This is a genomic window from Marinomonas sp. MED121, from assembly GCF_000153025.1.
GTDB lineage: Bacteria > Pseudomonadota > Gammaproteobacteria > Pseudomonadales > Marinomonadaceae > Marinomonas.
This window is the reverse complement of the sequence record NZ_CH672429.1, coordinates 186052-212692: the sequence shown is the minus strand read 5'-3', so window position 1 is coordinate 212692 and position 26641 is coordinate 186052. Positions and strand designations below refer to the sequence as shown.

Genomic DNA, 26641 nt, shown 5'->3' with positions numbered 1-26641 from the left:
CTGAGTGAGACAATAACAAAAGGGCAGACATATGAAATTAGCCGTACTTTCAAATACACAGCTTGCGCAAAGCTTAGCTGAGCTGAACTTTAATGAGCTGAATATTGATAAACTGAACTTGGACAAAGAGGCTAGCTGGTTTATTGAAGATGATAAACTAACTAAAAATTTTGAGTTTAAAAGTTTTCAAGCCGCATTTGGCTTTATGACTATGTGTGCGCTTTATTGTGACAAGGTGGATCATCACCCAGAGTGGAAGAATTGCTATAACCGTGTTTATGTTCAGCTGACAACGCACTCTGTTAAAGGCATCTCAGTTAAAGATTTTGAACTCGCTGATCATATGGATAAGGTTTTCATGAATTTCAGCGCTTAGATTGACGCTTAGTGTGATGGTGATCTTGCAAAGCACCATGAAAACTACTCTGGACATCCAAGGTGACTTTCCCCATGTCTATCTTTAATCGCAGCTTCCCTAGCTTTGTTGGATTCACTCAGGGTGAGAAATCTAAAACACTTTTTTAGTTATGTAAGACAAAGCTTCTGCGTATTTATCGCTTCAAAAAAAGGCCCTTGTAATGAACAAGGGCCTTTATCTTTTACGCTATTTTTTCTTCTTGGCTTCATCCAATAAGTAGGTAATAAAGTTTTTTATTCCCACCAGATTAAACTCTGCGCTCTTCATGTGCTGATCTAAATCCATTATTTCATGTTCTTGTTGTAAGAGTTCTCGACGAGCGACTTCTTCCTTTAATTCTGACAAGGTCTGTTGAGTTTCATCAATTAACTTGTTTAATCTTTCTGTGGTTAAAACCTGTAAATTACTCATGTCATTTCCCTTTATTAAGCTAAGCTGCTGACGCCGAGGCAAACGGCAGGTACAACAAAAAATACCGCTAAAATATACCCTAGTGCAGCAAACTTATTTTCTGCTGCGGTCTCACCTAAGGACTCTGCCGCTTTAACGGGTAAGTCCCTTAACATAGGAATCCCGAAGATAACGAGAACCCCTAAAATATTATAGGTAAGGTGGATAAAAGCGATCTGCAATGCGGCTTCTGCGTTACCCGTTACTGCGGTAGCGGCCAATACGGCGGTCACGCAAGTACCTATATTTGCGCCTAAGGTAAAAGGGTAGATGTCTTTTAGCTTGAATGCGCCAGAGCCAGCTAGGGGCACCATAAGAGACGTGGTGGTAGAAGAGGATTGAACCAGAATAGTGACCAATGTGCCTGATGCTATCCCTGAAACCGGTCCACGGCCAATGGCGGTATGCATGATGTTTTTAGCCTTACCAACCATGAGCTTTTTCAGTAACTTTCCAACTATGGTGATCGAGATGAAAATGAGCACAATCCCTAGAATAATCAGCGTGATACCACCAATTTGATCCCCTAAAAAGTGAGTCACTTGCTTAAAGGTATTTACCACAGGAGCGGTGGCAGCCTTCACAAAGTTAAGGCTTTTAATTGAGCTATCCCCAGCGCCATAGAACAAGCTTGAGAACCAAGCACCCATTTTCTCTAAAACGCCAAAGGCAATCTCCAAAGGGAGGAAAATAAGCACGGATAAAAGGTTAAAGAAGTCGTGCACTGTGGCAGCAGAAAAGGCTCGTTTAAACTCTTCTTTTGCTCTGACATGGCCTAATGAAACAATGGTATTTGTAATGGATGTGCCGACATTGGCACCCATTACCATAGGAACCGCAAGCTCAACAGGTAAACCGCCCGCCACTAAGCCGACAATAATAGAGGTAACGGTTGAAGATGATTGGATGAGCGCGGTTGCAACGATACCCACAACAAGGCCCGCAAAAGGGTTACTCGCAAAAGCAAAGAGTTCTTTAGCTTGACCGCCCGCCGCCATTTTAAAGCCACCACCTATCATGCCAACGGCACAAATAAGCAGATAAACTAATAGGGCAACCATTGCCCACTGCATATAGTTTTGATACTCGCTTTTGTTAGGAAGTACTGCTTGATTATTTTCCATAATAGCTATTTACCTAAGGATGAATGGTAAATGAATTCTATTCATGGCTATTTACACTTATGTGACACTTAAATGAAGAAATGAAGTTTTTGGTTTGAGTGAAAAAAGTTAGTTGAAATCGCCTCGCTTTATCAGATTCACCCAGGGTGAATCTGATAAAGCGTTATTATTATGTGAAGTTTGCGATTAGGTTGTGGCGTGTTTGAGGCGATATAGGGGCTAAAAAAGCATTAAATAGCACTGAAATGACTCACATAAATGAAAGAGTCACGGATATCAAAGATAAAGGAAAACAGAATCACACCTGTCATGGCTGCTGACCATATACGAAAAGGAATCCCCTGATTCGTGTCTAGGAAAGGGCGTTTCCATAACAATAATAGAAGGGCAGGTGTCCAAAAAATGAGGTGAGCAAGGGCAATGGAGCCAGACAAAAATGGCCACCCAAGTGCATTTATAATCTCTCCCATCACCAGAAATGGCATTAAAAATCCACCGACAGCCCAGCGAGCAATGGGGTGCTTCCAAACAAAGAGTAAGCCTGAGGCAAAGGTTATCATCATTATGCCAATCCAAACTTTAAGCCAAAGCGGCATCGAGCTGATTCCAGCTTGATCGAATACTTGCAAGGCGGTATGCCCAGATTCAAAATTCGCACTGACCTCAGCAAGGGCGCTGGGCGAGGTTGCAACACCAATCAATAGAAAAGATAAATAAAATGATTTACGAAACATAGTCGGTCTCACTGTTGAAGGTTTATTAAACGGGTTATTGCAGTTGCTTCCCTTGTTTATAGGCACGAGAGCCTGCTTTCAGTGATAAGAATGGCATTTTCAATTAGGTCAATAAACGCACCTAATTGAAAATCAGTATTGCTATTCCAACAATAATGTAAGTGTGGTACTGAGAACTTGAGTTGTTTATAAAGCGACTTGTTTATAAAGCGACTTGTTTATAAAGTGGCTTGTTTATAAGGTGACTTGTTGTGTAACACCTGATTCTTTAGCAAAGTCAGCATCGTGACTGATGAGAATAAAGCCACCAGGATACTTAACCAGTGCCTGTGCGAGCATGATTTTAGAATCAATATCTAAATGATTATCTGGCTCATCCAGCAATAGAAAAGGCTGTGTCCCTTGGTGACTGGCGATTAACATGGCTAGCTTCATCATCTCACCGCCACTTAGCTTATTCGCAAGACGAAACACCCCATCTTGACGAAATCCAATGCCCGCCAACAAGGTTCTGGCATCATTCTCTTTCATCTCCTCACAGTGTTGCATCAGGTTATCCAAGATTGATCGCTCAGGACAAATCACACTAAAGTGCTGATCAAGGTAATACAAGGAGGTATTCAGGTTTAGCTCCCCTTGTAAGAAAGTGAGTTCACCTTGTAAGGATTTCAACAGGGTCGATTTACCTGATCCGTTATTTCCTATGAGGTGAACTTTATCATGGGCATATATCTGTAAGTTAATTGGCGCTCTGCTACCAAAAGGTAAAATGGCATCAAGTATTGAAATCACTTTACGTGAGCTGCTTTGGTTACTCCCTAGATAAAGGCTTTGTTTATTAAATTGTTCTTTAAATTGCTCTTTTCTTTTGTTCAAGCTGTTTTCTTTGTCTTGCAAGTGCGTTTGACGGCGCTGTTCGTTTTTATTGCGACTCGCTGTGCCAGCTGTGGCTTTGTCTTTCATACTATCGAGCATTACTTTTGGCTGACTGCCATCTTGACGTAACTTTTTACCTTGAACCGCTCTTTGCTCGGCTTTTTCTCGATTGCGTTGTGCTTGCCGTTTTAAATGCCTCTTCTGCTTATCAATACTGGCGATTTGTCGTACTAGAGCGTCTTTTTCAAGACGTTTGTGTTCGGCGTAAGCAGAATAGTTACCACCAAAAATCTGCAAACCAAGCCCAGAAAGCGCCCAGATTTCATCTTGTTCATTGAGTAGTTCTCTATCATGACTAATCAGCAAAATGGCACCTTTAAAACTGCGCATCGAGTTAATGAGCCACTGTTTTGTTTTTGTATCTAGATGGTTGGAAGGCTCATCGAGAATTAGCAATGCCACTTGGCTTTCGAATAGCTGCCAAAGTTGTAATTGAGTCAATTGTCCGCCACTGAGTTGGGCGCATGGGAAATCAGGGTCTTGCGGTAAACCCATTTCATCAAGTTGCTTGGTTAGCCGCTTTAGTAAATCCCATTGATCGCCAATGACATCAAATAAATGGGCTGAAAACTTACCAGCTTCAACTTGCTTTAGGGCATCAAGTACATGGCTTTTAGATAAAAATTGGGCAATAGACAGATCGCCTGACGGTAATTGAGAACGTTGCTGACGATAGACACCAAATGAGTGTGGTAATGTGACTTTGCCACTTGTTGGCATTATGTCACCACAGAGTATGGCAGCGAACAGGGATTTACCGACGCCATTTCGTCCAATAATCCCAACACGAGGTTTGGTCATTGAGCATGACAGTGATTGGAATAGCATCTCGCCATTATCAAATTGATAACTCATATTATAAGTCTGTAAAACGGGCATAATTTGCCTCCTGTATATCAGGGACAAGCGCCGTAGCTTAAAATATCGAGAGATAAAATTATGCAACACGGACGATCAAAAGAGTGATGCGACAAAAAGTGATTGCAAAGAAGTATCGGAAAGTGAGCTACGCCTACTAACCCTGTAAATCCAAAATAAAATGAAAAATGGATGACAGGTTTAGTTATTCATGATGGCGTAATCCGGGAAAGAAATGATGAATAGATATTAGGCTAATGACGACTTTAGAGTCAAGTAAACAACGAGTTAGGGAAACCTACAAATAAGTCCTCCTGCCTCAGCGAGTGGATAAAAGCATTAGCGTAACTTATTTCTGACTCAATTATTAAGCTCGCCTTTAATAATACACCTGATGAATCTTGTCTAATGTCCCATCCTCTTTTGCTTTTTGAATGATGTCATTTATGGCTTTGAAGTGTTTAGCGCATGGGGAGTTTTTTGACATAATATAGTGGATTGGGTTGGTTACCAAAGGCTGCTTGAGTGTCGTAATCTTATCTTCTAGACCGAGTTTGTAAAGTACTTGATTACTTGTGTAGGTGTCCAAAATGACATAGTCGGTACGGTCTCTTTCTAGCCTTAAAAAGAGTTGTTCGTATGTATCAACAATATTAATCAGATGGGGTTTTAGCTGGCTTTTTGCAAATTCATCAAAGGCTTGTCCATTGCTTGAACGACGTCTGACATCGACTCTTTTATCGATTAAGTCATCGAGGGTTTGAAAAGGAAATTCAAACCCTTTTTTAACATAGATGTTTAAGGTGTCTTGTGAGAAGGCTTGGCTCATTAAGAACTTAGTTTTTCTTTCTTCGGTAGAATAAACCCCTGCTATTAGGTCTATATCACCTTGCTCTAAATCTCTCATGGCTCTGGCCCATGGGGTTTTAGCATCCAGTGTTAGGGGCAAGTTAAGTTGCTCTGCAATATGACGAGACAAGTCGTAGGCAATGCCAGTGGCTTGTTGATTTTCATTTTCTTTATTGAGATAGGCGATGGGAACCCATTTATCTGAGCCTGTGACGTGTAACTCATTGCAGGTTTGGGCCTGGCTAGCTGGGCTAAAACTGTAAAGGAAAAGGAGAATTAAACTGTGATAAAACCGCATGTCCTGAGCCTAAATAAGTATTTAATAGAGTCTAGTTCAGTTTCAATTGGTTTTATACGCAGCTTGTCATAATTTAGAGTGATCTTAATTATCAAAAAGATCATAAGGCCCATTTAAAAGCGTTTAATTAAAGGCGTTTAAGTAGAGGCGTTTAATCTTTTAAATCGCTGCCAGATCTCTTTTTACTTTATCGGGGAGCGTTAATCTAATGCTTACTTCATTTTTCTACTTTTATTCTGAATCGCTTTAAATCCTTAACGACAAGATAACGCCCATTTCTTTTGAATGGTTTTCTGGTTCAATCATGGCAGTACTATAGTCGTAATCAATGGTTGAGTCTTCGATATCCCAATACTTATAAAATAGGTCTAGTTTTAGGGAAACTCTTTTGCCCACTGACTTAGAAAGCCCTAGGCTAAAACGGCTGCCATATCCATCATGCTGAGTGAAAGACAAATCTTCATGGCCTTGGACACTGCTTAGATAGCTGTTATTTCGGCCCAGAATTAAATAGTCAAACTCGATATTGCCATGAAATGTCCATTCAGAGGTAAACTGCTCACCGATAAAGTGAATACCAACAGGGCTGTAGTAATACACTTGATCACGTTCATAACCATGGGCCGAGGTACTTGAAACCATGCCGCTGGAATCATCATTTAAGTGTCGATAGCCCAGGCCAATATAAGAGATGATTTTCCAACCAGAATCGAGCATGTATTCACGACCTAGAATGCCACGAATCTCAAATAATTCGTTCGGGATGTCATCAATCGTACCTGAACCTTGGTAATCCATTTCACCGGTTGAATATAGTACGTCTAACGCACTGATTCCCCCCGCTTTATTGGACATAATCTGTGCTACCACACCCGATAATGATCCTTTTTCTTCCATTACCGAAGGCTCTGTATAGGTGATGTTGGATGTATAAAAACCTAATTCAACATTTGATGTGGAAGCTGCTGCATATAATCCAAGACTCCAACTACTCAACACTAGGGTAAACAACAATTTAATCATGACGAGCCTTATTTATCGTTCAGAGATATTTTGAGAACATTATAAACTAAGTCCCTGATAAATTTGTTAGACGGGCATTAAATTTTTAACGGATGAAAGCTGCCTTATTAGCGTTCTAGCTTTTAAGTTTTGCAGACCCGTGAGTATCTGCAATATTCAATTAAGGGTTAATCTCCACTTAGAAACTGAGGTTATCTTTGTGGATGCGAGCAATATCAAGCAAAAGAAAATCCAAGAAATGTTGGGTTTGAAGGACTAATTATCCTGATCCAATATTTTGGCTCTTCTTCAAGTCACACTCTTTCTGGTTAGTGTTTATTCCTATCTGTTATTTAAGAAAAATATGCTCACTGATGTAATCCAAGAAACAACGCATTCTTGGGTTAACCTCGTTATCAGAGTAAAAAACAGCATATATTGGAATAGATTCAGGTTGAATGTCACTTTCTAAAATAGGGCGTAAGTGCCCCGCCTGAACATCTGCGTTTACCGTAAATCTTGATAAACAGGCAATTCCACAGCTTTGTATTGCTAACTGACGCAGGGTTTCTCCATTGTCCGCATACGTTTTAGGCACTATGTGTATCGCATTTTTGTTTTTATCCTGAAGCGGCCATACATTAAGCCTATCGGGTTTAACAAAGCCTAAACAATTATGCTGTTTTAAGTCGCTTGGGGACTTAGGCAATCCGTATTTATCAAGATAACTAGGAGAGGCATAAAGTTGTCTGCTGGTTTCACCTAGCTTGCGTGCTTTAAGGGTTGAGTCTGTTAAATGGCCAATGCGAATAGCAATATCCACTTTACGTTCAATTAGATCAATATTGGATTCGGTCGAAGTCATGATCACAGTGACATCTGGGTATTCCTGATTAAAACCTGCGATAAGTGGAGCAATGGCATGTAGCGAAAAAGGTGTGGCGGCATCAACCACTAATCGCCCCGCAGGTGCATCTGTACGTTCGCCAAGTTGGGACTCGACTCTCTGACCTTGGGCAATCATGGCACTTGCTTCATTAAACAACCATTGGCCTTCTTGTGTTAATTGAGTCTTGCGAGTTGTTCGGTTGAAGAGGGTCGTATTGAGCTTGTTTTCCAGCTTCTTGATAGTGCGGCTGACTACTGAGGCGGTTACTCCAAGCTCTTCGGCAGCCTTACTGAAGTTGCCGCAATTTACTGTTGCTACCAACATTTCTAATTCTTCAATCTGAATCTTAAGCATTAAGATGTTCCATTCTATTTATGCGATTTACGAATAACTCTTGTTCTTTTGAGGCTATTCTAGCATTAATCGCCTTTGGTTAAAGTGAGCACAAGTTAACAATTTATCCATTCACTTTTGAGGTAACACTATGTCTCGTGTAGATATTCAATCTATTGAACCAAATGCATATAAAGCCATGTTTGAATTAGAGCAGTTTATTGGCCAATCCACACTCCCTAAAGATATTCAAGAGCTGGTAAGGCTTAGAGCCTCTTTGATTAATCAATGTCATTTTTGTATCGGGATGCATACTTCTGCTGCAGAAAAGCTCGGTATTGAAAAGGAGAAACTTGAAGCGCTAAAGGCATGGCCAGAAAGTGTATTGTTTAATGATAAAGAAAAAGCCATTTTAGCCATGACTGATCATGTCACTGAGTTATCGAGTAGACATGTCCCTGATGATATTTATGAACCTTTAAAGCAATACCTTTCAAACTCGGAAATTGCCCAGCTCATTATGCTGATAGTGACGATTAATGCTTGGAATCGCATTGGTGTGGCAACGGCTATGGCCTAAATTAGGAGAAAATCATGGATCTGTTTATTAATGATACGAGAGTTATGAAGGCTTATATAAAAGAAATGAGAGCTATGAAGGTTTGGAGAAAAGTAGTGCGCCTCTTCAGTCTCATTGCGTTGTTAAGCCTGTCTCATTATGGGCAAACGCATCAAGGTGATACGCATGATGTAAAGCGGCAAATGTTTAATATTTTGGCACTGCCTGAGTTTGAGAAAGCCTATCTCACGACCTTAACGGTTGAATTACAGCCAGAGGTGCGTGTTGGCTCACATACACATGAGGGCATGCTCTATGTTTATGTTCTGCAAGGAAGGGTTAGGTCAAAATTAAAAGGCAGTGAAGCCAAGGATTATAAACAAGGAGATGTATGGGTAGAACCTTTAGGTTCTGTTCATGAGTTAACTGAAAACCTTAGTCACAATGAGGTCGCTAAGATACTCGTTCTGTCGATAGGTGAAAAAGGTACATCCTTGAGTACTTCTATCCAATAGCTTTTGTTTATTATTTTTAGCTTGGGGTTGCAGACTCGTTAAGAGCCTGCAACCTTGCTTAAAAAGTAAGGTAACGTGTTTAATAATTCTCCCATGTGATTTTATAGCTAGCATCGTAAATGGTTGCGTTTCGCTGATAGTCATAGTTGTTTATAAGCACTTCCTTGCCATCAATATATTGAATGAAAATTACTGCAAAAATACTGTGAGCAGAGCGGTTATCTGTAGCAAATAAGGCACCCAAATCAAATAAGGCACCCAAATCAAATAAGGCACCCAAATCAAATAAGAGTGCCTGTAAAACAATTAGTTTTTCGACTGAATATAATCCGCCCAGCCACCAAACTCTGTAATCTTGGTGGCATCCAGCACGGCATTCCCTTCACTCATAAAGCCGCAATACCAGTTACCATCTGCAAGTTCTACCTTGCCAATACCTAGCGGTGCGGGAATACCAGCCACAAAAGAGCCAAAGTGTTCCATCGGCATAGACCAAACTTCCACTTGAATGGCTTGACCATTTTCATCGTCACGAATCATGGCGGGGCGTTTACCATCTGGTAGTGCATAAAGCTGATACTTGGCGGCACTGAGTGTTTTGCTGATGAGTGTGGCTTTGCGTTCAGTGAGCTGCCAATTAAGGGGGAAACCTTCTAAATGAGCGCCACACACGACCAACTCGATATTTTTTTGTGGGGCTGCAATGGCGCTAGATTCAAAAGCTTGTAAGGGAAACTCACTCGAACCTTGAGGTAACTCTAATGTTTGGTGCAAGGCGCCAGCATAACTTAAGAGCTCAATATCACGAAAGGCATGGCTGAAGAGGGTCACACCCCAGCTCACTTTATTATTGGTAAAGCCAACCGGGATACTGGTCGCTGTGTAATCCAGTAAATTCATAAAGTTGGTGTAAGTGCCTAAAATCGAGTTGTATTTGATTGGCTCTGCACGTAACTCTGCTCGGGTAAATTGAGTAGGGCAAGTGGGGGTGAGGATAAAATCAACGGCATCGACTTGGGCATCGCAAATCTTTTTAAAATGTTGTAATTCGTATTGAGCGCTAAAAGCATCGGCTGCGGTTTTACCTTCGGCTGATCCTATGATGGTTTGAATCACAGGTAACATGGATTCGCGCTTTACATTTTGTGTTGCTAACCAGCGTTCTGCTACCCAAGGACCTTCGTACAAAAGCTTTGCTGCTGTCGTGAAAGGTTCAAAATCAATGGTGACTTTAGTACCGCCGAGGTTTTCTAAGCCTTTTATGGTTTGCTCAAACAAGGCTTTAGTTTCTGGGTTTTGATAAAAATCACATTCAGCAGGGACACCAAAGCTGAAGCTTTTTGGCAGCTTAGGGTCAAAGTAACGTAAAAGGTTTTCTGGCGTGTTAGGCCTTGCATAGCTGTCGTTTTCATCATATTGCCCAGCAATGCTGGTGATTAGGGCTGCATCTTGTGTATTGAGCGCGAATACCGTGATGCAATCCAAACTTAAACAGGCAGGCACCAAGCCTGAGTTACTGAATAAGCCTTTGGTGGGTTTATGACCAATAAGATTATTTAATGCAGCAGGGACACGGCCACTGCCGGCTGTGTCTGTGCCTAGGGCAAAGCTCACTTGGCCTAAGGCAGTGCTAATGGCAGAGCCTGCGCTTGAACCACCTGACACATAGTCAGTATTAAAGGCGTTAACCCCTTCACCATAGGGGCTTCGCATACCGACTAAGCCTGTGGCAAATTGGTCTAGGTTAGTTTTACCTAATGGAATTGCACCCGCCTTGATTAGTTGTTCAACCACAAAGGCACTCTTGCTTGGCGTATATTCAAAGTCTGGACAGGCTGCTGTGGTGGGTGTGCCAGCTAGATCTATGTTGTCTTTGATGGCGAACGGCACGCCATATAAGGGCAGTTCATCGACCGATTTACCCTCTAAATAGCTGAGGTATTCACTTAGTTTTGTCTCCTCTAATAAGGTAATCCAGGCGTTGTATTCAGCCTGCTCTAGGGCTTGCTGGCGTAATGAAAAAATAAGCTCTTTGGCTGTTATGTCATTATTTTTGTAGGCATTTTTAAGTGCAATAATATTTAAGTTAAACATGAGGAATCTCCTTTAAACGAATAAGTTAGGCAAGTTCAGTTGCTGGCGTGAGCTCTATTAAGGCGAGGGCTTGTCCTGACTGAACCGATTGTCCTTGCTGCTTTAATAAACGTTTTACTTGGCCATCACAGCTGGCATAGATTTCTATTTCCATTTTCATGGATTCTAAAATCATGATTACATCACCTGCTTTTACGGTTTGGTCTTCTTCGACTTTGTACTGCCAAACATTGCCAGACACAGGGCTATCGATAGCCTCGATATTTTCGGCTGAGATAAGCTTTGCTAAGGCGTGCTCATCATCTTGGCAAGTTGCGGGTTCTATCACCTCATAGGTAAGCTGACCGTTCTCTTTCCAACGGGCGAGCTCTTCATCGAAGGCTTCATCTCTAGTTTTAACGAATTGCGTCATTTGAGTGTGATTAGCGTCCAAGAAATTCTGGTAATCATTCAGGCTAAATTGAGTCTCTTCTATCCTGAGTGATACTTGGCCTTTGGGTAGTGCTTCTCGAATATGGGCCAACTCTTCTGGGCTGACTTCATAGAACTTTATTTGATCAAAAAAGCGCAGCAGCCAAGGTTGAGTAAACTCTTTGGTTTGACGATAGCGGTTCCACATTTGTGATGTACGGCCTACAAATTGATAGCCACCTGGGCCTTCCATGCCATAAACACACATGTAAGCACCACCAATACCGACCGAGTTCTCAGCCGTCCAAGTACGAGCGGGGTTATATTTAGTGGTGACTAATCGATGACGAGGGTCTAACGGCGTGGCAACGGGTGCACCTAAATACACATCGCCTAATCCCATCACCAGATAATCTGCATTAAAGACAGTGTCTTTTACCGCTTGTATATCTTTGAGGCCATTTATACGACGGATAAATTCTAGGTTACTTGGGCACCAGGGGGCGTCTTTACGCACGGATTGCATGTATTTTTCTATGGCTAGTTGGCACGCTTCATCATTCCAACTAAGTGGCAAATACACAGTACGAGAGGGTAAGGTGAGGTTTTCGGTGGTGGCCACATAATGACAGGCTTGATCAATTAAATGGGTGAGTTTTTCTAGGCTGATCACTTGGGAATTAAAGTGAATTTGAAGGGATCGAATCCCAGGTGTTAATTCTCTTATGCCAGATGCTTGATGGCTTTTTTTATAGTCTTCTAGCCATAGCATGAGGGCATGTACTTTAAAGCGACGCGGAATATCCAGCGCTAACGGGCCTAATTCAACCAGTAAGAAATGATCTCCAGCTAAGCGGCAAACGACCTCGTCATTGCCTATTTTGCCTTGATGAATTTTAGGCGAAGGCAGTGATGCAAGATCAATCTCATTAGTCAGATTCTTGGTGGCTGCTGAGTCTAGATTGAGTGTTTCTATGCCCTTTATTTGTGCCTTTTCCAGAGCGATCGCTTGGGGGTGAGTCACTGGGATAAATTGAATTTTACTGCCTGCTTTTAATTGGCCCAGTTTCCACAGGTCGGCGCTAATAACAGTAGCAGGGCAAACAAAGCCACCTAGGGATGGGCCATCAGGACCAAGAATAACTGGCATGTCGCCAGTGAAATCTACCGTGCCAAAAGCATAGGCATTATCATGAATATTAGAAGGATGCATGCCTGCTTCACCCCCGCTTTCCCTTGCCCATTCAGGTTTAGGTCCAATGAGGCGAACACCCGTACGAGAGGAGTTATAATGCACCTCCCAAGTATGTTCAAAAAAGGTGTGGATGTCTGTTTCAGTAAAGAAGTCTGGCGCCCCATGAGGTCCGTAAATGACTCTTAACTCTGTCACCTCTGGGCTGAGTTTTTGTTTAGCCTGTTGCTGAAAATTGGCGAATAAACGGGTTTGAGTTGCAAGCTGGTTCTCTTTATTTGTCTCTTTATTTGTCTCTTTATTCGTCTCGTTATCAGCCTCTTTTTTAGCTAGCTCAATCACATCACCTGTTCGCAGGGCTCGGCCCACGTGGCCACCAAATTGACCTAAGGTAAAGGTGGATTTAGAACCTAAATAATCAGGGCATTGAATGCCATTTTTAACGGCAAGATAACAACGAGCGCCTGCTTCTTTTACTTTTCCTATGCTTAAGGTTTGATTGGCTCCAATATGAATAACTTGATTCATTGCAATCGGATCTGTGTCCAAACTTACCTCAAATTCAGCGCCAACAAGTGCCACCTCGCAAGGTGTGTGAAACTGAAGTTTTGGACCATTTAAAGTTATTTCTAAGGCAGCAGCATCAAGAGGATTTCCCAGCATCTCATTGGCTAAACGAAAGCTGAGGGAGTCCATCGGGCCTGAAGGCGGGACGCCAACATGCCAGTGTGCTTGTCTACCTGGGTAATCCTGAATACTGGTTTGTGTGCCACCACTTAACACGGAAAAACTGGCTGTTTGGATTTTAAAATCAGCCAGATCCTTGGTGAATAATTGGCCTCCTTGATGCATAGGGCCATTGAGAATGGCTTGAACATAGGCTTTGTTGGTTTGTATGCCATAAAGAGTGCTGTGATTAAGCGCCTGTTCTAATTCGCTGATGGCGGTTTGCCTATCATCGGCTGTGATGATGACTTTTGCGAGCATAGGGTCAAATAAAGCCGGCACTTGAATACCTGATTCAATCCAGGTATCTATGCGTAAATTTTCTTTTTGTGGCCAGCTTACGGCGGATAATAAACCACTGCTGGGTAAGAAATCTTGCATTGGGTTTTCGGCATAAATGCGGGCTTGAATACTGTGGCCTGAAGGGGTGAGTTGCGTTTTAAATCTTGCTAAATCTGCCATCTCACCTGCTGCTTGTTTGATCATGCAAGCAACCAGATCGACACCCCAAACGGCTTCGGTTACCCCATGTTCTACTTGTAAACGTGTATTCACCTCTAAAAAGTAAAATGCCTTAGCATCATCATCAAAGATAAACTCAACGGTACCGGCATTACGATAATTGACCGACGCCATTAAACGTTCTGCGGTGTGATGGAGTTGTTCACGTACTGCATGGGGTAAATTATGGGCTGGGGTTTCTTCTATCACTTTTTGGTTACGACGCTGCGCCGAGCAATCACGTTCTCCAAGGCTAATGGCTTGGCCTTGGCCATCTCCAAAAATCTGAACTTCGATATGACGGGCATTTTGTATGAGCTTCTCTAAAAAGACCCCATCATTAGAGAAGTAGTTCTCTCCTAATCTTTTTACACTTTCCCATGCACCTACCATCTCATCTTGGTTAAAGCAGGCTTGCATACCAATACCGCCACCGCCAGCGGTACTTTTCAGCATGATAGGATAGCCAATCTCATTGGCCCATTGGATGGCATCTTCTTGCTTTGTTAGCAATGGCGAGCCTGGTACGAGTGGTACACCGGCTTTCTCTGCGGCTTCTCTTGCTAGGTGTTTTAACCCAAACAGGTTCATTTGTGCGCTTGTTGGGCCAATGAAAGCAATGTTTGCTTGCTCGCATTGGCTGACGAATTCAGTATTTTCGCTTAAAAAACCATAGCCTGGATGAATGGCATCCACTTGATGTTGCTTGGCGATGTGAATGAGCTTTTCAATATTAAGGTAGGTATCTGCGACACTGGTATCACCCAGACAAACCGCGATATCGGCTTGTTGAACATGGAGTGAATCTTTATCTGCTTGGTGATAAACAGCAAGCGACTGAATGCCTAATTTTTTAAGGGTGCGAATAATGCGAGTGGCTATGGCACCACGATTTGCAATCATTACCGTGTTAAACATAACGGCTCCAAACTTGCGGGTCGTCCCGAGAATAAATCCTTTAATCAGGTCGTCCTGATTAAAAACTGCAAAAATAGGGGGAGTGCAACTGGGCTATTGAGCTATTGGTTTATTGCACATAAGTAATGTCTTTAGGACCAAACCAAAACCTGTATGGGGGTGGGATCATAGCCATTACAGGGATTGTTTAATTGCGGACAATTAGAAATTAAGACTAAGGTGTCCATTTTTGCTGTTAATTCAACGTACTTACCTGGCGCTGAGATACCGTCTTCAAAGGTTAATGTACCCTCTTTTGTGACAGGTACATTCATGAAAAAGTTAATGTTGTGAGTGATGTCTGCCTTGCTCAATCCATACTGCTCATTTTCTTGAATGGCTAACATCCAGCTATCACGACAGGCATGCATGCAACGTTTTTCCAAGTCGTATCTGACCGTGTTGGATTCGGTTGCACAGGCACCACCGACGGTATCATGACGACCACAGGTATCTGCGACGATTTCGAGCATGTCTCTGTTTAAGTTAGTTTTTAAAACCGAGTGAGTGGTGAGGTACAAAGCGCTTTGCTCACGAACTGTGTCCATGGCACTGTATCGCTCACTGACATCATTGGCATTATAAAAAAGGGTATCAGCCGCTTGGTTACCTTTAAGGTCTACAAGGCGTATGGTTTCGCCTGCCTTGATGCAATGAAAAAAGTAATCACCCGCATCCACAGATTGTGAGAATTTAGCATCTTCTTCGTTTAATAAGCTTTCTTTAATCATGGTGGCTCCTATAAACCAAAGTGGTATAAAGCGTTGTTTTCAAAACCACGGCGGTTTTCTGGGCAGTGGTTTAGACAGGCATCGTCGTCATGCATGGTTTCGGCTTGGCTCAAGCTGATAGCAATAGGTTTGTTTGGGTATTCATTTGCTTGGTTAAGTGGGTGAGGGCAGGTATGCAGTACCACTAGAGTGTCCATTTCAAACCTTAATACGACTTCTTCTCCTGCTTGGCTTTGTCTTGTCAGGGCAAGTTTGCCCGCCTCGTCAGCACTGACTTGGCTAAACCAATTTACATTGGCGCACAGGTCTTGTTTGGTGAGATTGTATTTGGCCAGTTCCACTAAGAAGCTATCAAAGCCATTTTGATGCCAACGATTATGGTTTGTTTGATAGTCACGTTTTCCCCAGTTGTCTGCTATGTGTTTCGCCTGTGAGGTACCGCAAATGGTTTCATGCCAGCCAAAACTATCGGATGTGATAGAGCAAAAAATACGGCCCATTTCACTGTACAAACAATGCCCTTGGGTGAGTTTGAATGTGTGTTGGCATTTGAGTGTGTCTGGGGCGTTGTACTTTTCACTTAAGAGGCTGGGGTTGTAAAACAACATGCCAACATTGGCACCCCCTTCAATATCTTTGAGGTGTAATTCTGTGCCTTTTCGAATGATGTTAGACCAATGGCTCGCACCAGGAATGTGAGTTTGATAAAGCGAGTCTTTTAGCAAACTTTGTAAGGTATCTTTCATCTTATTTTCGCTCCTTTCGTTTTGATTTAAGCCGATAATCGACTGGCTTCTAATGACTGTTCGATTTGCTGGAAACTCGCCTCGTCGGTTTTTCCTATGGGCAAATCAAAGGTAATGGTGCTGCCATAACGATGAGGGGCATGTGGATCATGACGGGTTTTATCAAATACCCATAAGCGAGTGCCTAAATAGAAACCTTCGTTCAGATCATGGGTCACCATAAAGATGGTCAGCTGATATTTCTGCCAAAGCGCTAACACTAATTTATGCATGTCTTTTCGAATACCTGGGTCCAGTGCACCAAAGGGTTCATCAAGTAACAGCACTTTGGGGTGTTTGATGAGTGCTTGGGCAATGGCGAGCCTTTGTTGCATACCACCTGATAGTTCATGTGGGTACTTATCTTTTGCCGCGAGTAAACCAACGGCGTTGAGCCACTCATCTGCTTCTTCGAGGGCGTGCTGGCGTTTTTCGCCAAACAGCCTGCCTAAAATTGGGCTTGCCTCAAACTCTTTTGAAATAGCAACGTTCTCTCGCACACTTAGATGTGGGAAGACAGAGTACTTTTGAAACACTATGCCTCTCTCTGGGCTTGGCTCTGCCACTATGGGATTACCTTCTAATAAGATATCCCCTTTAGTGTGAGCGACTGTGCCTAAGAGCATGTTTAAAAAGGTGCTTTTACCACAGCCTGAGGTGCCGACCATGGTGATGAATTCCCCCCGTTTTACTTCACAATTAATGTTATCCAGTACGAGGTTTTCGCCGTAGGATTTTGTCACATGACGAAACTCAATTTGAGTTTGCCCTAAGAGCTCTGTTTGCTTTTCTGATTGATTGTCTGATTGATTGTCTGGTTGCGCGATCTGTGGTTTTGTCATAATTACCTCTACTTAGCGCTGTGATACCAAGGGAACGCCTTTTTACTGGCATGTACTAATAGCCAATCTAATAAAAAGGCTAAAAACGTAATCCAGATGACGTAGGGGAGGATGATGTCCATCGAGAGGTATCGACGGACTAAAAAGATGCGATAACCTAGACCTTCAGTGGCAGCAATGGCCTCGGCTGCAATCAAAAATAGCCACGCTGTGCCTAAGCTTAAGCGCAGAGCATCCAGCAATCTGGGTAAGACCTGCGGGAGCAGAACACGGTTGATAAGCTGTACTGAGTTAGCCCCTAAGGTTTGTGCTTTGACGAGTTGTTCTTGAGGGATTTCCTTCGTCTTCTGATAAAGGTCACGGATTAAGAATGGGGTAATGCCTACTATGATAAGCATGACTTTCGAGAGCTCTCCTAGGCCAAAAACGATGAAGAGCAAGGGCAGCACTGCCATTGGTGGAATCAGTGAGATCGTGGTGATGATAGGGTTGAAATTGGCAGCCACTAAAGGAATCGCCCCTGTTATTAAACCTAGGATCAAGGCAATTGCCGCAGCACAAGCGACACCCATTAATAAGCGTTTTAAGCTGCTTAAGGTATCTTTCCAGAATAAGTACTCGCCAGTACGCTTACTTGGTGTGAAGGCCAATCTATCAATGGCACTATAGAACTGACTGACACTGGGTAACAGCTTGTCATTAGGGTTCTCTGCTTTACGTAAGTCTGAACCCCACTGGTATAAGGCCATGACTAGAATAAAAGGGATGACACCTAATACAAAAGCCAAGGTTTTAGAGGGGGTTTTATTAATCCAGCGTTTCATATCTTTCTCTCTAATTTAAGGTTGAGAGTAAGCACAATGCTTACTCTACTGGTTTAAAAAAAGATTGGATTAGAGATCGCCTTTGGCTGCCATTTCCATATAGCGTGGATCAAAACGTAATTTAATATTGGCCTTATCGCCGAAGACGCCGCTTGGTGTTTCTATCCCTATGAAACCTGCATCTGCCGCGCCATCCCCAAGTAAGCCATGGTCAAAAGAAAACTCAGCAACATATTGCATTGTGTCCTTTAAGGCTGGGCTTTTTACAAACTCAACCGCATCTTTGGCTTGATAGAACATCTTGGTAGAAGCGAGCTGGCTTTCAAACCCAGATAAATCGGTACCAGAGGCTTTACCCATATGCTCACGTACGGATTCTTCTTGCTTCATTTTGTCCATGATCTCGTACCAAGCGCCTACTAAGGCCTTGCCTAATTTAGGGTGCTTGTTTAAAACCTCGGTATTGACGATCAAGGTGTCTATGATTTCCCCAGGGATCTGCGAGCTATCAAATACCTTGTTGCTATTTGGCATATCAAGAATCTCACTGACCAGTGGATTCCAAGTGGAAACAGCGGTGACATCACTGGTAGTAAACGCCGCGACGAGATCGGCATCTGAAGTGTTGACGACTCTCACATCACGTTCTGATAGCCCGATACTTTCTAACCCTCGTGCGAGCAAATAATGAGAAACACTGAGTTCGACCAAGTTGATGTTTTGTCCTTTCGCATCACTTAGTGAATCGCCATTTTTTAAGATGACAGCATCATTCCCATTGGAGAAATCGCCGACGATAAGGGCAGTAGAATCGACACCTCCGGCAGCAGGGATAGTCAGTGCATCGATGTTAGCCATGGTGCAAGCATCGAATTCACCGGCTGTGTATTGATTCATAGATTCAACATAATCATTAAACTGAACCACATCGATATTGATGTCGTATTTGTCAGCCCACTTTTTGACTATGCCGGATTGATTACCATATTCCCAAGGCATCCAACCCACATAAATAGACCAACAGACTTTAAAATCTTCTTTGGCATGGACAAGGGGAGCATTCAGGGCTCCTATTACAAGAGACGCACTTAATAACAGGCTGGTGGTAAGTTTTTTCATTTGGAACTCCCAAGTGATTAGTGGTTACGTAAGAGCAATCTTGGCTAATGCCAACTGATTCTCCCGGGCTTTTATCCCTCCGTGTAACCTTCACTGAGAATGTCAGGTGAGGTCGATAGCTCTCGGACCAGACACTTTTTTCAAAGTCGGAACCCTAGCTATACCATTGCAAATTGTATGTTCAGGCGTTTGATAGGCTAACTAACTTAGCCCTCGCCAAGATTACCTGCCCTTAGATTAGGCAAGTTGGATGCCAAGTTTGAGAAAACAGAAAATAGGCGCATTTAGCCTGTTTTTAGGATGAAAAAGGGAGGGAAGGAACGTTTTTTGACTTTAATTTGGGCGCTGATGTTTCGCTTTGTACTCAAATGGTGCAGGTTTTATTCAGGCGGTTAATTCGTCTGCTAAAGCAATTTCTTTCCTAGGGTTTGATATAAATCAAGCCGTAATTCAGTGTAATAACGTTTCTAACATCTAGGTTTAGTCTCAATTGAAGCGAGCAAATCAGCAGAGTTAAAAATTGGCTGTTGTTGCGTTAGCACTTCTATTTTCAGTGCGTGTTATCAGCAAGTTTTTCATTAGAAACTGATTTTAATAAGGGACATTATGAAACTTGATAAAGAAGGATTTGGACTTTTAGAGCTACATGCTCATCTTCAATACGCCGTTGATTTGGAATTGTGGACGATTCCATTTTATATGTCGGCAATGTATTCCATTAAAGATAAAAACACCCAGGCTTATCAATTGATTCGCAGCATAGTTAATCAGGAAATGCTGCATTTACAATGTGCTGCGAATATAGCGAATGCTTTTGGCCTATCGCCAAAGATCAATGTGCCTGTCTATGAAGGTACAAAGGTCCCTCATCTCGATTTTTCGTTAGACCCTCAAGAGTTAGTCAAACAATATGAACCTTATACTGCTGAAATTGGCCCTTTGGATGAAGAGCACATTAATGCCATGTGCCTGATAGAGCTACCTGAGTATGATACGCAATTGAAAAGTCACGCACAAAATGCAATGGTATTTTGTGATACGCCAACGGAATACGGCACCATAGGCGCATTTTACCAAGCCCTTTTGCATGGGGTTGCTTTGCATAAAGATCAAATTCGAGGTGGCTTGAAACAGGTCGACTTCTTCGCTCCTTTTTATCGAAACATGCCAAATTTGACCGTCACGGGGTCGAAAGATATTGGTTTGAGCCAAGTGCAGCTCTTGATCAATCTTATTACGGACCAAGGTGAGGGCTTCTCTGCTAAGGAGGAGTGTGTGCCCAAAGTCTTTCAAAATACAGCAGATGATCCCCAACCTGCTCAGGACCACTTCGCTAAATTTAATGAAATAAAAACGTGCAAAGATGATCGACCCGAAACCTTCCAAGGGGGAGGGGCAGACGATTCCGGTTTACAAGGTATTTTAATTGAGCAGTTTGCTGAATTAACCCAAGTTTTTCAGGCCATGTTTAATGGAGAAAACCCAAAACAATTTTTCCCTATTATGGCAAGCGTAGGCGCGTCAATTCGTAACTGCTGGCAAAACGGGGTTACTCCTAGCTTCAGTGAATCAACGACTCAAGAGGAGAAATAATCATGTCAGATAAACTAGTGTTTAGAGTTCATCCAAGTATTAATTTCGCTCGCTTCGGTACTTCTGATGAATATATTCTCTCTCCTGAAACAAGTGCTGGTTTGCCACAAGCAAATGACAATGTAACGGGTGGCTTACCCATTAAAAAAGATACGGAGTCTGATCCTGTTACCAGTAACGATCTTAGAGATGAAGAAGGTTTTCTAAGGAAGCAAGCAGCACGCTTTCGTATTTATGCTTACGAGAATGGTAAGTCAGAATACCCAAGTGGTGAGGGCACAGAGGTAACCATAGGCACCGTATTACCTGATGGTCGAAAAGTAAAAACCATGTTGTGGTCCTGTCACTTAGCGAATAAAAAGTCTGCCGCATATAACGTGGTGAATGATAAAGGAATTAAAGCTTATGATGATGGTGTCCCTCAACGTCGTAATCCAGAAGTGCATGGGGATATTAATGACCCTAATAGATTAAATCAGCTAATGATAGATCCAGGTCCTAGAGTGATTAATGGTCGACGCCAAAGCTCAGTTGGTTTTAACGCCAGCACCCCCGCTGAATTTGTGAATAATAAAGGGGAGGTTACTGAATTACCTGATTATCCAATTCGATTTCCTCAAGATACCAATGAAAAATTATTTGAACCCAGTGGCCCATTAAACACCTTAGGGGAAATGCGTACAGATGGAATGGGCAGGTTGTTGTTATTAGCAAGCTCAGGTAATGCCGTGGGGCAATATGATGAATACGATCAAGTCATTCAAATGAATGGTGATTTAAATAACGCAGGTTGGTTTGACTCTGCAGCAGATGGACCTGTTGATGTTACCTTAGTCTTTGAAGATGACAGTATCGAACAGGTGCATGGTGCTTGGGTGGTGTGCTGTGATCCTGCTTATGCCCCACAAATTAGAAATGTGGTTTCTGTTTGGGACAATCTCTATGACATGTTTGTGCGAAAGTTGTCCCTCCAGCCTGACCTTTATGATCAGGCTTCTGATAAATATAATTGCGAGTATACACCCAGCTTTACACAAGACATTAAGCCAATTTTTATTGCTTGTAATTTACAGCGCTGGACTGCCAACTTGCCCCCTTTCGCACTCAATGCACATACGGCAGTTGACGCTATTGATGCCAAAGATGACCCCAATAAGACCATCATGTCAGGGCTTAATTTCATTCGTAATCCAAATAAAGATGAATCCAATATTGGTGCTCCTCTGATGCCGTTATCCCTAGGAGAAGCGGGAACGTCTTTTCTAACTGTGACTAAAACCCAGTACTTTAACCTTGAGCAATGGAGTAAGAATAGCTTTAGCCAAGATGAAGGCAGTAAATTAGGGAAGGGCGAATTATTGGATATTGCGTCCTTGTCTAACTGTTTAGGTGGGCGTTATGTCCCTGGCATTGAGGTAAGCTACTCCATCATGGATAAGGAAATTTATATTCAGGATTGGCGAAAATCGGGTGCTGGGCCTTTTAGAATTAAACATAAAAGAATGGATTATCAAGGGCTTAATAAAGCTGATCCCTATTTAAATATTGGCTGGATTCCGCGACATGGTATGACAGATGGTTTAGAGCCTGGCGATTTGTCTAAGTTTATGGCGATCCCTTGGCAAACGGATTATAACTCTTGCTCTATTCATGCTACGGCCATTAATACGGACGGTGTGAACATGAGTAACGGGGCGGAGTCCACCTTATATTGGTCTTGGCCATCCCAGCGACCAGATGCTGTATATGTGGCTGAAGAGGTGATTAATAATGTATTGCCGCAACAGAAATGGTCTGTTCGAGGCCCTGGTACTTATGCGATTAATCCCGCATCGGCGGCGACCTTTCAAAACCCTGTTCAGTCTGTGACTGACTGGGACAAGATAGGGTTTATCATTCAAGGAACTAACATTGATGATAAATATAAACAGTACGATGCGAACTTATACCTTGAAGTAGAAGGCCAATTAACAGCCCCCGGTGACGCATCCGACCCTGTTGCCCACTGGCCATTTAATGCGAACCCGAAGAAAAAACTATAAATTTAAGGGCAATAGTTAAAACTCAAAGCGTAAATTCATCATGGTAAGGACATAAAAGGGAGCTAACGATTGCTCCCTTTTATGTATTTAAAGGATTAAAGCTTATGTTAAAAACACAATATGATATTGTGATCATTGGTGCGGGGCCATCAGGGCTTGCGACGGCGATTGCGACGGCGTTAAAGCTGAATTTGACTATCCTAGTGATTGACCAAAACTCTGTAGACCAGCAAAGGGTAGGGGAGAATATCCCCCCAGAAACCTTACTTTTAATTCAACAATTAGGCCTTAAAGATCAGTTTTTACTCGATGGACATGAACCTTGCCCAGGTTTTGCTTCAGTTTGGGGAGGCGAGAATGTGGGTCATAATGATTTCATTGTGAATCCATATGGCCATTCTTGGCGGCTTAATCGCCATGCTTTTGATATGAGTTTAGTGACCAAAGCGAAAAGTTTAAGTGTTGATATTTTATGGGATACTCGTTTTATAAGTGCTAACAAGGTGATGCGAAATAACCAAGTAAGCTACGATTTATCTTTGAAGACACCTGCAAAAGATACTTATTCTGTACAGGCTTTTTTTGTTGTTGATGCCAGTGGCAGCAAGGCAAACTTTGCTAAGGGACAAAAGGTTAAAAAAAGGGTTGATGATAAGTTAATTGCAATCGTACGCTTTGCAACACTTAATCAAGCCCATAAAGGGAAGCAGGTTCGAATTGAAGCCACAGCCAACAATTGGTGTTATCACACATTATTACCGCAACAAAAAGTAGTGAGCATGTTAATCGCTGAACCCAGCGACAGAAAGACACTTGAAAACAAGGCGTATCATGCCTTTAAAACCCATTTAGAAGGCACTGATTGGGTTGGGCGTCAAATAAGAGAGCTGGAACTTAGGGATGAAAGTTATCATACCTACTTGATTACTTCTGGCATGCTAGAACAAGTGGAGGGTGACAACTGGATTGCCGTGGGTGATGCTGCAGCAAGTTTTGATCCCATTGTCGCACAAGGCATTTATAAAGGCCTTCAGCATGGCATTTTAGCGGCAAAGGTCATCATATCGACATTCAAACAAGAAGAAACAGATTTCGCTTACAGTGACATTGTAGAGAAAGGTTATCGCCATTATTTAGATAATAGAGCACATATTTATCAGCTTGAACAACGTTGGCCAACAAATAGATTTTGGCAAAAACGCGCTAGAATTCCCCATGAATTAACAGATTCAATCTCTTGATCTAGTCATTCAATTTACGAGGAAGGGGACACTAATTTGTAAGGGAAGCTGCGAATAAGTCCTCCCGCCTCAGCGTGTGGATAATAGCCCTTAGATTTATGGCGAGGGGCGAAACTTAATAGTGATCCTATTGATAAAATCCTAAATGTAAATATAGGTCTTTTAGACCGCGCCCTTCGGGTCTTTGAAGAATACCTAATATACCTTAAAAGAGTAGACTGAGAAGAAGTGACTTAATCGCAATTTCCTTAGTCTATTGGAAAGTTAATACAATTTATTATCCCCAATAGGGACTTCCATTTCGTTATTGCTTTTAATCGGGCCGCCTATCATTTCATCATAAGCACTGATCTGTCTGATGACGTGCTTGTTAGCTTTTACTTTGCGTAATTGCTTTTGTAGGTTAATCACATTGTGACCTTGTAAGCGAGCACCAGATTCATCGGTTATCATCTGTTCTTTTGCATCATCTTCCCCTGAAATGAGTGCGCTAACAGTATATAAAGCAGGGTCTAGACTGTGGAATATGAGTTTTTCGACTTCTGTATATTGCTCTAATTGACTGAGTTTCATCATGACTCCAAATCTGAAGGGTTCGCTTACTTAGTTAAGGTTTTAGTATAGCCGCGAATCTTTGTTTCTATTATGCTGCTGCTCAATAAAATACTGCTTAACAGTCATAGCGAATAAAACATAAGGAAACGTTTTATATGGGTCGTCCCTTTATAAGAAATACTTTCTCCAGACTTTTAATTTCTTCACTACTTTCTTTTATTACTAGCGCTTCTTATGCCGCTAATTATGTAGAAGGCTCTTTTGGCATTGCTTGGTTGGCGTCGGATAACTCTGAGTTAGATTCAAATACCTATGCGCCATATCGTATTCATTATGGACATCAAATTAGTCGTACTCGCTTTTTAGAAACAGGCTATTTAGGGGGTGATAATTATGAAGATGCGGCAAAAGATGATTTAGAAATGGATATGATTTATATAAAGCTTAAACATTTTTATAAAATCAATGATAGTTATGCTATCTATGCGAAAGTGGGCACAGCCGCTTATCGTTACCATCTAGAAAATGATGATTCAAGTATCTCGAAAAAGAACGGCCTAGGATTGAGTGTGTCAGCAGGGTATGAATTTACTTTGGAGAATAATTTTTCAGTAGGCATCGAGTATGAGCATTTTAATACAGCACGTTTTCGCTCTAACACCCTCAACGCCAATGTAAAATACCATTTTATGTAGAGATGGCTTTGTCTAAAACAAAGTCATGCTAAACACTGGGTTTATTTAAAATTGGTGTATTTAGCCTGCATCAACCCAGTGTTTATCTCTTTCAAAGCTAGAAAGCTAGAAAGCTTAAAGGTTTAAAGAATCATTTCCACCTCTTGGTCGGACGATAATACGGGTTCGTTCTCTTCGTCTATTCCATTGTGAATCTGTGGTCCAGTCAACCCCATAAGTACGCTTGTAGTTGCGGTTGTCTACTTCGTATATACAGAACTTGTCTTTAATACCTAGGTTTTCTTTTGGGCCAAGCTGATCCCCGTTTTGAAAGATAATTTCCTGTTGTAACTGCAAGCCATTTACTGATCCTGCAAAGCCAATCACACGAACCTTGTTAAAACCTGCGATGGCAAGCTTGCTGGCAAAACGTTTGGCGAAGGGCTCTGTTTTACCTCTTTTATAGGTTTTTTTAACTGAGGTGGCTGTCCAACAGGCAAAGAGGTAAATATTGATCGGTGTCGTAGGGTTTCTTGTTAGGTTACTTGCTCTAAACGCTTGTGTGAGTTGGTTCTCGTCAAGATAGTCATCATGTGTACCTATGCCTTTACCTAAGTTGCCATGACCCACTATGTAAAGATTTCCACCATCATCTAGGCTATCTAATTTCCCCGTATGAGAGAGTACGGTTTGATTTTGATTGGCGAATGAAAGTAGATTGTGCCTAATATCATAAAGGCAGGTAGCTAGCGCACTATCTCGGGTGTTTGAGTTGTAGTAGGGGGCATATATCTCACTCACTTTTGCCAGTACTTTTTCTCTAGCATCCTTATGCTGAATTTTCATCATGGCCTTTTTCGCATCATTTTGAATAAAGTGATAATTCTCAGCTTCAAGTTGTTGAATTAATGGCGGGATGAGCTTTTCAAAAGAGCGGCATTTGCGAACAGTACGTTTAAATTGAACGTCTAATTGGCTGTTCTGGATGTTATTAACGCTGGTCATTACATTGCTTAGATCTTCACGCATGATGGCTGCTCGAATCAAAATAATGGCACGCTTATATTGACGTTGCGTTTTACTGCGAAGGAAGCTTTTGCCTAAATGCATTTTAGAAGAGATACGTATGATCTCGTACATGTGGGCTTGTTCACACCATTCAACGGCTTTGGTTGCCACTCTGTCGTCTTCTTGCCTGATGACGTCTATGGTATCGAGAACACGGGAAGTTAACCCTTTCGTATCAAAAATCGGCATAATAATTCCTTATAATTCAAACATATCCTAAATTCATCATACCATTCACTTTTGGTCTGGCTGCTTAGGCTTAAGGATTTTTATAAAGAATCTAAAAGGGCTAACACTTTGAGAAAGGAGTCTCGGGATTTG

Annotated in this window: 23 protein-coding genes and 1 riboswitch; of the genes, 7 read left to right on the top strand and 16 right to left on the bottom strand. The window is 42.1% G+C overall.

All coding sequences use genetic code 11. The features are described 5' to 3' along the window. The first annotated feature begins 31 nt into the window (after positions 1-31). Positions 32-376 (top strand): 4a-hydroxytetrahydrobiopterin dehydratase, encoded by a 345-nt coding sequence (locus MED121_RS01010; protein ID WP_009831712.1) that lies wholly within the window; start codon positions 32-34, stop codon positions 374-376. A 228-nt stretch (positions 377-604) separates the two neighbouring features. Here the strand turns inward: MED121_RS01010 and MED121_RS01005 are convergent, their stop codons facing one another. From MED121_RS01005 to MED121_RS00975, 7 genes are all read right to left on the bottom strand, one after another. Continuing rightward, complete coding sequence (locus MED121_RS01005; RefSeq protein WP_009831711.1) at positions 605-829, bottom strand: hypothetical protein; 225 nt, start codon at positions 827-829, stop codon at positions 605-607. A 14-nt stretch (positions 830-843) separates the two neighbouring features. Then, positions 844-1992, bottom strand: coding sequence for a Na/Pi symporter (locus MED121_RS01000; RefSeq protein WP_009831710.1), 1149 nt, complete (start codon positions 1990-1992; stop codon positions 844-846). 230 nt (positions 1993-2222) lie between these two features. Then, on the bottom strand, positions 2223-2726 hold the full coding sequence (locus MED121_RS00995; RefSeq protein ID WP_009831709.1) for a hypothetical protein: 504 nt from the start codon (positions 2724-2726) through the stop codon (positions 2223-2225). Between the two features lie 234 nt (positions 2727-2960). Next, positions 2961-4541: an ATP-binding cassette domain-containing protein gene (locus MED121_RS00990; protein WP_036178447.1), complete on the bottom strand. Its 1581-nt coding sequence runs from the start codon at positions 4539-4541 to the stop codon at positions 2961-2963. A 358-nt stretch (positions 4542-4899) separates the two neighbouring features. Beyond that, on the bottom strand, positions 4900-5667 hold the full coding sequence (locus tag MED121_RS00985) for a transporter substrate-binding domain-containing protein (protein ID WP_009831707.1): 768 nt from the start codon (positions 5665-5667) through the stop codon (positions 4900-4902). Between the two features lie 246 nt (positions 5668-5913). Beyond that, complete coding sequence (locus MED121_RS00980) at positions 5914-6690, bottom strand: hypothetical protein (RefSeq protein ID WP_009831706.1); 777 nt, start codon at positions 6688-6690, stop codon at positions 5914-5916. A gap of 328 nt (positions 6691-7018) precedes the next feature. Further along, a complete protein-coding gene (locus MED121_RS00975) occupies positions 7019-7912 on the bottom strand; it encodes a LysR family transcriptional regulator (protein ID WP_009831705.1) in 894 nt (297 codons plus the stop codon). Positions 7913-8042: 130 nt separating this feature from the next. Between MED121_RS00975 and MED121_RS00970 the strand changes: the two genes are divergently transcribed. Together MED121_RS00970 and MED121_RS23500 are read left to right on the top strand one after the other, a co-directional pair. Further along, complete coding sequence (locus MED121_RS00970) at positions 8043-8471, top strand: carboxymuconolactone decarboxylase family protein (protein WP_009831704.1); 429 nt, start codon at positions 8043-8045, stop codon at positions 8469-8471. 14 nt (positions 8472-8485) lie between these two features. Further along, complete coding sequence (locus MED121_RS23500) at positions 8486-8965, top strand: cupin domain-containing protein (protein ID WP_009831703.1); 480 nt, start codon at positions 8486-8488, stop codon at positions 8963-8965. 306 nt (positions 8966-9271) lie between these two features. Here the strand turns inward: MED121_RS23500 and atzF are convergent, their stop codons facing one another. From atzF to MED121_RS00925, 7 genes are all read right to left on the bottom strand, one after another. Further along, a complete protein-coding gene (gene atzF / locus MED121_RS00955) occupies positions 9272-11059 on the bottom strand; it encodes an allophanate hydrolase (RefSeq protein WP_009831701.1) in 1788 nt (595 codons plus the stop codon). Between the two features lie 25 nt (positions 11060-11084). After that, positions 11085-14807: an urea carboxylase gene (gene uca / locus MED121_RS00950; RefSeq protein ID WP_009831700.1), complete on the bottom strand. Its 3723-nt coding sequence runs from the start codon at positions 14805-14807 to the stop codon at positions 11085-11087. Positions 14808-14938: 131 nt separating this feature from the next. Beyond that, positions 14939-15577, bottom strand: a complete 639-nt coding sequence (locus tag MED121_RS00945) for an urea amidolyase associated protein UAAP2 (protein ID WP_009831699.1) — start codon at positions 15575-15577, stop codon at positions 14939-14941. An 8-nt stretch (positions 15578-15585) separates the two neighbouring features. Next, entirely contained in the window at positions 15586-16323 is a 738-nt protein-coding gene (locus tag MED121_RS00940) for an urea amidolyase associated protein UAAP1 (protein WP_009831698.1), read from the bottom strand. A gap of 26 nt (positions 16324-16349) precedes the next feature. Then, positions 16350-17204: an ABC transporter ATP-binding protein gene (locus tag MED121_RS00935; protein ID WP_009831697.1), complete on the bottom strand. Its 855-nt coding sequence runs from the start codon at positions 17202-17204 to the stop codon at positions 16350-16352. Positions 17205-17212: 8 nt separating this feature from the next. Beyond that, positions 17213-18028, bottom strand: coding sequence for an ABC transporter permease subunit (locus MED121_RS00930; protein ID WP_009831696.1), 816 nt, complete (start codon positions 18026-18028; stop codon positions 17213-17215). 69 nt (positions 18029-18097) lie between these two features. Beyond that, positions 18098-19147 (bottom strand): putative urea ABC transporter substrate-binding protein, encoded by a 1050-nt coding sequence (locus MED121_RS00925; RefSeq protein ID WP_009831695.1) that lies wholly within the window; start codon positions 19145-19147, stop codon positions 18098-18100. 58 nt (positions 19148-19205) lie between these two features. Further along, positions 19206-19316: riboswitch (guanidine-I (ykkC/yxkD leader) on the bottom strand. Between the two features lie 437 nt (positions 19317-19753). On the opposite strand from MED121_RS00925, the gene MED121_RS00920 reads away from it, so the two are divergent. The 3 genes from MED121_RS00920 (at position 19754) to MED121_RS00910 (ending at position 24023) form a co-directional block, all read left to right on the top strand. After that, positions 19754-20740, top strand: a complete 987-nt coding sequence (locus MED121_RS00920; RefSeq protein ID WP_009831694.1) for a ferritin-like domain-containing protein — start codon at positions 19754-19756, stop codon at positions 20738-20740. Positions 20741-20742: 2 nt separating this feature from the next. After that, on the top strand, positions 20743-22782 hold the full coding sequence (locus tag MED121_RS00915; protein ID WP_009831693.1) for a LodA/GoxA family CTQ-dependent oxidase: 2040 nt from the start codon (positions 20743-20745) through the stop codon (positions 22780-22782). Positions 22783-22886: 104 nt separating this feature from the next. Continuing rightward, positions 22887-24023, top strand: a complete 1137-nt coding sequence (locus MED121_RS00910; protein ID WP_009831692.1) for an FAD-dependent monooxygenase — start codon at positions 22887-22889, stop codon at positions 24021-24023. Between the two features lie 264 nt (positions 24024-24287). Here the strand turns inward: MED121_RS00910 and MED121_RS00905 are convergent, their stop codons facing one another. Beyond that, positions 24288-24596 carry a DUF6482 family protein gene (locus MED121_RS00905; RefSeq protein WP_009831691.1) on the bottom strand — a complete coding sequence of 103 codons (309 nt, stop codon included), beginning with the start codon at positions 24594-24596 and terminating at the stop codon, positions 24288-24290. 137 nt (positions 24597-24733) lie between these two features. On the opposite strand from MED121_RS00905, the gene MED121_RS00900 reads away from it, so the two are divergent. Beyond that, entirely contained in the window at positions 24734-25273 is a 540-nt protein-coding gene (locus MED121_RS00900; RefSeq protein WP_009831690.1) for a porin family protein, read from the top strand. 114 nt (positions 25274-25387) lie between these two features. Here the strand turns inward: MED121_RS00900 and MED121_RS00895 are convergent, their stop codons facing one another. Further along, positions 25388-26509 (bottom strand): hypothetical protein, encoded by a 1122-nt coding sequence (locus MED121_RS00895; protein WP_009831689.1) that lies wholly within the window; start codon positions 26507-26509, stop codon positions 25388-25390. Between the last annotated feature and the right edge of the window lie 132 nt (positions 26510-26641).

Excerpts from the sequence above, each read along its gene's own strand:
- MED121_RS01010 (WP_009831712.1), top strand. The coding sequence starts at position 32 with ATGAAATTAGCCGTACTTTCAAATACACAGCTTGCGCAAAGCTTAGCT.
- MED121_RS01005 (WP_009831711.1), bottom strand. The coding sequence starts at position 829 with ATGAGTAATTTACAGGTTTTAACCACAGAAAGATTAAACAAGTTAATT.
- MED121_RS01000 (WP_009831710.1), bottom strand. The coding sequence starts at position 1,992 with ATGGAAAATAATCAAGCAGTACTTCCTAACAAAAGCGAGTATCAAAAC.
- MED121_RS00995 (WP_009831709.1), bottom strand. The coding sequence starts at position 2,726 with ATGTTTCGTAAATCATTTTATTTATCTTTTCTATTGATTGGTGTTGCA.
- MED121_RS00990 (WP_036178447.1), bottom strand. The coding sequence starts at position 4,541 with ATGCCCGTTTTACAGACTTATAATATGAGTTATCAATTTGATAATGGC.
- MED121_RS00985 (WP_009831707.1), bottom strand. The coding sequence starts at position 5,667 with ATGCGGTTTTATCACAGTTTAATTCTCCTTTTCCTTTACAGTTTTAGC.
- MED121_RS00980 (WP_009831706.1), bottom strand. The coding sequence starts at position 6,690 with ATGATTAAATTGTTGTTTACCCTAGTGTTGAGTAGTTGGAGTCTTGGA.
- MED121_RS00975 (WP_009831705.1), bottom strand. The coding sequence starts at position 7,912 with ATGCTTAAGATTCAGATTGAAGAATTAGAAATGTTGGTAGCAACAGTA.
- MED121_RS00970 (WP_009831704.1), top strand. The coding sequence starts at position 8,043 with ATGTCTCGTGTAGATATTCAATCTATTGAACCAAATGCATATAAAGCC.
- MED121_RS23500 (WP_009831703.1), top strand. The coding sequence starts at position 8,486 with ATGGATCTGTTTATTAATGATACGAGAGTTATGAAGGCTTATATAAAA.
- atzF (WP_009831701.1), bottom strand. The coding sequence starts at position 11,059 with ATGTTTAACTTAAATATTATTGCACTTAAAAATGCCTACAAAAATAAT.
- uca (WP_009831700.1), bottom strand. The coding sequence starts at position 14,807 with ATGTTTAACACGGTAATGATTGCAAATCGTGGTGCCATAGCCACTCGC.
- MED121_RS00945 (WP_009831699.1), bottom strand. The coding sequence starts at position 15,577 with ATGATTAAAGAAAGCTTATTAAACGAAGAAGATGCTAAATTCTCACAA.
- MED121_RS00940 (WP_009831698.1), bottom strand. The coding sequence starts at position 16,323 with ATGAAAGATACCTTACAAAGTTTGCTAAAAGACTCGCTTTATCAAACT.
- MED121_RS00935 (WP_009831697.1), bottom strand. The coding sequence starts at position 17,204 with ATGACAAAACCACAGATCGCGCAACCAGACAATCAATCAGACAATCAA.
- MED121_RS00930 (WP_009831696.1), bottom strand. The coding sequence starts at position 18,028 with ATGAAACGCTGGATTAATAAAACCCCCTCTAAAACCTTGGCTTTTGTA.
- MED121_RS00925 (WP_009831695.1), bottom strand. The coding sequence starts at position 19,147 with ATGAAAAAACTTACCACCAGCCTGTTATTAAGTGCGTCTCTTGTAATA.
- MED121_RS00920 (WP_009831694.1), top strand. The coding sequence starts at position 19,754 with ATGAAACTTGATAAAGAAGGATTTGGACTTTTAGAGCTACATGCTCAT.
- MED121_RS00915 (WP_009831693.1), top strand. The coding sequence starts at position 20,743 with ATGTCAGATAAACTAGTGTTTAGAGTTCATCCAAGTATTAATTTCGCT.
- MED121_RS00910 (WP_009831692.1), top strand. The coding sequence starts at position 22,887 with ATGTTAAAAACACAATATGATATTGTGATCATTGGTGCGGGGCCATCA.
- MED121_RS00905 (WP_009831691.1), bottom strand. The coding sequence starts at position 24,596 with ATGAAACTCAGTCAATTAGAGCAATATACAGAAGTCGAAAAACTCATA.
- MED121_RS00900 (WP_009831690.1), top strand. The coding sequence starts at position 24,734 with ATGGGTCGTCCCTTTATAAGAAATACTTTCTCCAGACTTTTAATTTCT.
- MED121_RS00895 (WP_009831689.1), bottom strand. The coding sequence starts at position 26,509 with ATGCCGATTTTTGATACGAAAGGGTTAACTTCCCGTGTTCTCGATACC.